4 protein-coding genes and 1 pseudogene are annotated in these 3,999 nt (G+C 53.9%); all 5 read right to left on the reverse strand.

The annotated features are described in order from the left end of the window. Positions 1-175 precede the first annotated feature (175 nt). On the reverse strand, positions 176-493 hold the full coding sequence (locus NA637_RS24100; RefSeq protein WP_236361794.1) for a hypothetical protein: 318 nt from the start codon (positions 491-493) through the stop codon (positions 176-178). A gap of 113 nt (positions 494-606) precedes the next feature. After that, a complete protein-coding gene (locus tag NA637_RS24105) occupies positions 607-1,134 on the reverse strand; it encodes an STY4534 family ICE replication protein (RefSeq protein WP_236384471.1) in 528 nt (175 codons plus the stop codon). A gap of 96 nt (positions 1,135-1,230) precedes the next feature. Beyond that, positions 1,231-1,503 (reverse strand): hypothetical protein, encoded by a 273-nt coding sequence (locus NA637_RS24110; protein WP_236362502.1) that lies wholly within the window; start codon positions 1,501-1,503, stop codon positions 1,231-1,233. Positions 1,504-2,397: 894 nt separating this feature from the next. Further along, positions 2,398-2,619: pseudogene (locus NA637_RS24115) on the reverse strand (transposase domain-containing protein); the annotation flags it as partial. A gap of 104 nt (positions 2,620-2,723) precedes the next feature. Next, a partial coding sequence (locus NA637_RS24120; RefSeq protein ID WP_256075030.1) for a group II intron reverse transcriptase/maturase occupies positions 2,724-3,999 on the reverse strand: 1,276 nt, incomplete at its 5' end.

Below are 3,999 nucleotides of genomic sequence, written 5' to 3' on the forward strand. Positions count from 1 at the left end.
AGGCGTTAAGACGACCGGAAGCTTCAGCAGGTCAGACGGTACGCTGTTAATGGTGTTTTGCATGGTTAACTCCAGGTGCGAAAAACCACCTGGCCCGTCCGGGACGTGGTTTCCCGTTGGGTGTGTTTATGATGTATCAGAGTCAGCGTGAAGAGCAGTCAGCGTTCTTGGCGTGTTAGTAATCGTCGGGATCTTCAGGTTCCGGATCTAAACGATCACGAGCCTCCAAATACTCTTTGAGAAGTCCAAGCTCCGATAAGATCGGGCTAGTCTCTGGCGTGAAATTATTACGATGGTCCATCTCGGCCAACCTGATAACCCCATCCAGAACGTCGAGCCAAAGGTCGGAAGTCAGGACGTAACGCGGGTCATCATGAGTATCGATTGTCACGTTGGTCGGGAGTTGTTTGTCCAGCTCACTGTAAACGCGTGCTTGAACGGCTAAAAGGCCGATCTCGGTCACCAGCGGCAGTCGTTGGGGGTTGTGTATCATGGTGAGTCTCCAAGTTAAGAGAATCATCGTGTCCGAAAGGGAGGTGTTCCCTTCGGACGTTGTAAATGAAAGGCACCCGATGGGTGCCTTGTAATCGAGTGAGTCAAGATGCCTTACGCTGCTGTTTCAGCGGGCATTTGCTTAGGTTGTTCCTCAGCAACTGGCTCGGAGGGTACTTCGCTTTCGAGCGGTGCTTCTGGGGTCGCTTCACCTTGTTCAGCAGTTGGAGCTACTTCACGAGGTTTGGCTTCATAGACAGTTGCGCCATCCACCTTGATCCAGCCGATAAACAACAGCCGTCCCTTGAGGCTTGCTCCAGCTTGGCCTTGTTTGTCGCCTTTTTCATAGGTAAAAGAATCGGCCCAGATATCACCGATACGGAAGCTCACAAGGACCTTCTTTCCTGCATCAACAGCTGCTTGGCTACGACGAATCAGCTTTTCAGCTTCAGCGCCGACGACGTTGCAATCGATGTAGGAGTATTCGGTGTCATCAGATGAACCGCGCAATGCAGCAACAGCGACGGCCATGAATGGCTTGCTTTTGCCGCGAGGCTTCACTTCACGGATACGGTTGAGATAACCAATACCAGTGGTGTGCAGGTCGAAGAATTTGGCTTCGTTGGTTTGAGTAGTGCTCATGGTGATTCTCCAATTTCGAAAAAGCAGAAAGCGGAGAAACACTTCACCCTTGGGGGAAAGTATTCCCCGCGAGGGTGGGTAGAGCTAGAGGTTTGTTTAGTGCAGGAACTTCAACGAAGCGATCACTACACCAACAGCAGCTGACAACATAAAACCCATGCGGATCGTGATCCTGGAATCAAGTTGCGCGATTCTGGTATCAAGATGGGCGATTTCAGTTTTGAGTTCTGCAGTTGCGGCTGTGAGATCTGCTTTGGTAGCCAAACGTGACAGCATGTCGGTCTCCAAAGCATCAATAACAGCATTAGCTTTCTGTTCCGGGACGTTAATCGAAATCAACGCTTGGTAGAGAGCCAGTTCAGTTTTCATCAGACCTCCAAAAAATTGAAAGGCCTGCCCTGACGGGTAAGGCCCGTCGAGGGTGGGGGAAGGTGCTTCCATCGACTAAGTCGACTGATCGCGCTGCCGGAAGCTATGGCGATCTTGGGAGTGGATCAATGCGGTAAACCGCATCGTAGTCTTGCGGATCCAGACTACTTGGGCATGTTGCTGACGACGTCAGCGATACATGTGCAGATCATGGAAATACAATTGTCAATTGTCAAGCCCCTGCTATAAAAACACTGAGAAGGCCTTCCCAGAGGGAAGGCTTCGTTCAGGGGGGAGCGTTTCTGTTTCAGCAAGTCGCGGGCGCCATTGAGCCTGCCGTTGCCTTCGTGCGTCGTTTACGAGAGGGCTTTTGAACCTCTCGCGTGTTTGCCGTGTACCAAAGGTTCAAATCGACCCCTTTGCGAGCCATTGCCGGTAAGTGATCCATCTCACGGACAACGTGGTCAGGTACACAAGGAGGTGGAAGTAGCCCTTGATTGGGGGCTTGGGAGAGGGCAGCGGTAGACGCAGCGCTGGTTTTCTTCAACGCACTCAGGAATTCCCGAGTGACAGTGCCGAGTGCGAAACCGAGGCCATAAGTGAGTTTGGACATGGTGATTCTCCTGCAGGTTGAGATGCGGAGAAAGCACAGGCCCTGTCGGGGAAGTGATTCCCCGCGAGGTGAGTTGCATTAGGTGCTTCTATCGACGGTTGCCGACCGACCGCGCTACCAGAAGCTCAGCGGTCTTGGGCGGATCAGACACGGTTATCGTGTCGCAGCCTTTAAGATCCTGACTGCCTGGGCATGATGCTGACGACGTCAGCAAGGCACGTTCATATATTCGAAGAGGGATGGGTATGTGTGTATGCGTCCGGGCAACACGTCTTGCGTGATTAAACCGGCTGCCACTTATGCGGAAGCAGCTGCTCGATTTCACTCGCCCGCTGCGTCGGTAGACGCGTGAGAACATCCTTTAGATAGGCGTACGGATCATGGCCATTCAGCCGCGCAGACTGGATCAAGCTCATGATCGCCGCCGCCCTTTTTCCGCTGCGTAACGACCCGGCGAAGAGCCAGTTCTTGCGTCCAAGGGCCCATGGTCGGATCTGGTTGTCGGGTAGTCAGACGCGGTTGCCCGCGTCCAACCCCCTAAGAACCGTGCATGCGAGTTTCCCAGCACACGGCTCAAGCCTCTGCTAAGGCGCCATTGGGCACCCGGTTATACATCGTCGACATTGGCAAATTGCACATCTCGTGGGCAACGCAGGTGGTAAATCTCAAGATTAGCCGCAGCGTCCGTCCCGCCATGACCTAGCTTCACAATATGGCGACTGTGCCACGGTGTGTCTTTGGTCACCGGCTTGAAGCAGGCGCAGCACCTGCCGCCCTGTTGCACCCATACCCGATACAGCTTGGCTCGACCTTTAACGGAAGTGAGCATCTTCTTGCCCCAGCGGGACTCGAAGTACTCATCCCATGCAGGGTCGTGAGGGTTGGCAGCAGCCTTAATCTTGATATGTCGCACAATCGGTGTGTCTGAGGCGTCTACTAGCGTGTACTGACGCTTCCGACCATCGGCGGATTTTTCAGTACACGAGAACACCCAACGGCGCGCCCCTTGTACTTTGAAATACCGATCCTTCACCCATCGGCGTGTCTTGCGAGGGTGGCGACGTACCGCCCATCGCCAGAGCATTTCCCACACTGCGCTGTCCACCTGGTTGAAGACCTTCTTGGCGACGACATGACTGTGATAGTTCGCCCAGCCCCGTAGAACCGGGTTGAGCAAACCTATCAAGTTAGCCTGTCGTATCGTTTTGTTGGTCTTGATCAACTCTCGCAGCTTGGCAAGTAGAGCCCCGATGTTCGCCTTGGACGGCTTGATCAGGAGCTTGCCGTTGTACTTGCGCAGGTTCCATCCGAGGAAGTCGAACCCGTCCCCTATGTGCGTTATCTTGGTTTTTTCCGGAGAGAGGACAAGTCCACGCTCTGCCAGAAATTCAACCACGGCGGGCCTGACTTCATTCTCCAGCCATTCTTTCGAACAACCAGTGATGATGAAATCATCTGCATAACGCACCACGCGCATTTTTCGGGCTGTCCACTTCGCGTTGGGAAATCTCTTCGCCAGCATCGCTTCCAACCCATCCAGCGTCATGTTCGCCAACCCCGGGGATATGATGCCTCCCTGCGGGGTTCCGGCGTGGCTGGGGAATAGCTGCTTTTGGTAGACATAACCAGCCCGGAGCCATTTCTGCAAAATCGCCTTGTCCATGGGAATGTTGGCGATCAACCAGTCATGGCTGATATTGTCGAAACAGCCTTGAATGTCGCCCTCTAACACCCATTCCGCGTTTGCTTTTCGTGACAGCACACCAAAGCACTGTGCGACGGCATCCGCAGTTGAGCGTTCCGGCCTGAACCCATAAGAGTTCGGGTCGCCGGTAGTTTCCGCTATCGGTTCCAGAGCCAGCAGATGAAGCGCCTGCATGGTG

It is taken from the genome of Stutzerimonas stutzeri (assembly GCF_024448935.1).
GTDB lineage: Bacteria > Pseudomonadota > Gammaproteobacteria > Pseudomonadales > Pseudomonadaceae > Stutzerimonas > Stutzerimonas stutzeri_AO.

Bases quoted from the DNA above. Each gene is read 5' to 3' on its own strand.
- NA637_RS24110 (WP_236362502.1), bottom strand. From the start codon at position 1,503: ATGAAAACTGAACTGGCTCTCTACCAAGCGTTGATTTCGATTAACGTC.
- NA637_RS24100 (WP_236361794.1), bottom strand. From the start codon at position 493: ATGATACACAACCCCCAACGACTGCCGCTGGTGACCGAGATCGGCCTT.
- NA637_RS24105 (WP_236384471.1), bottom strand. From the start codon at position 1,134: ATGAGCACTACTCAAACCAACGAAGCCAAATTCTTCGACCTGCACACC.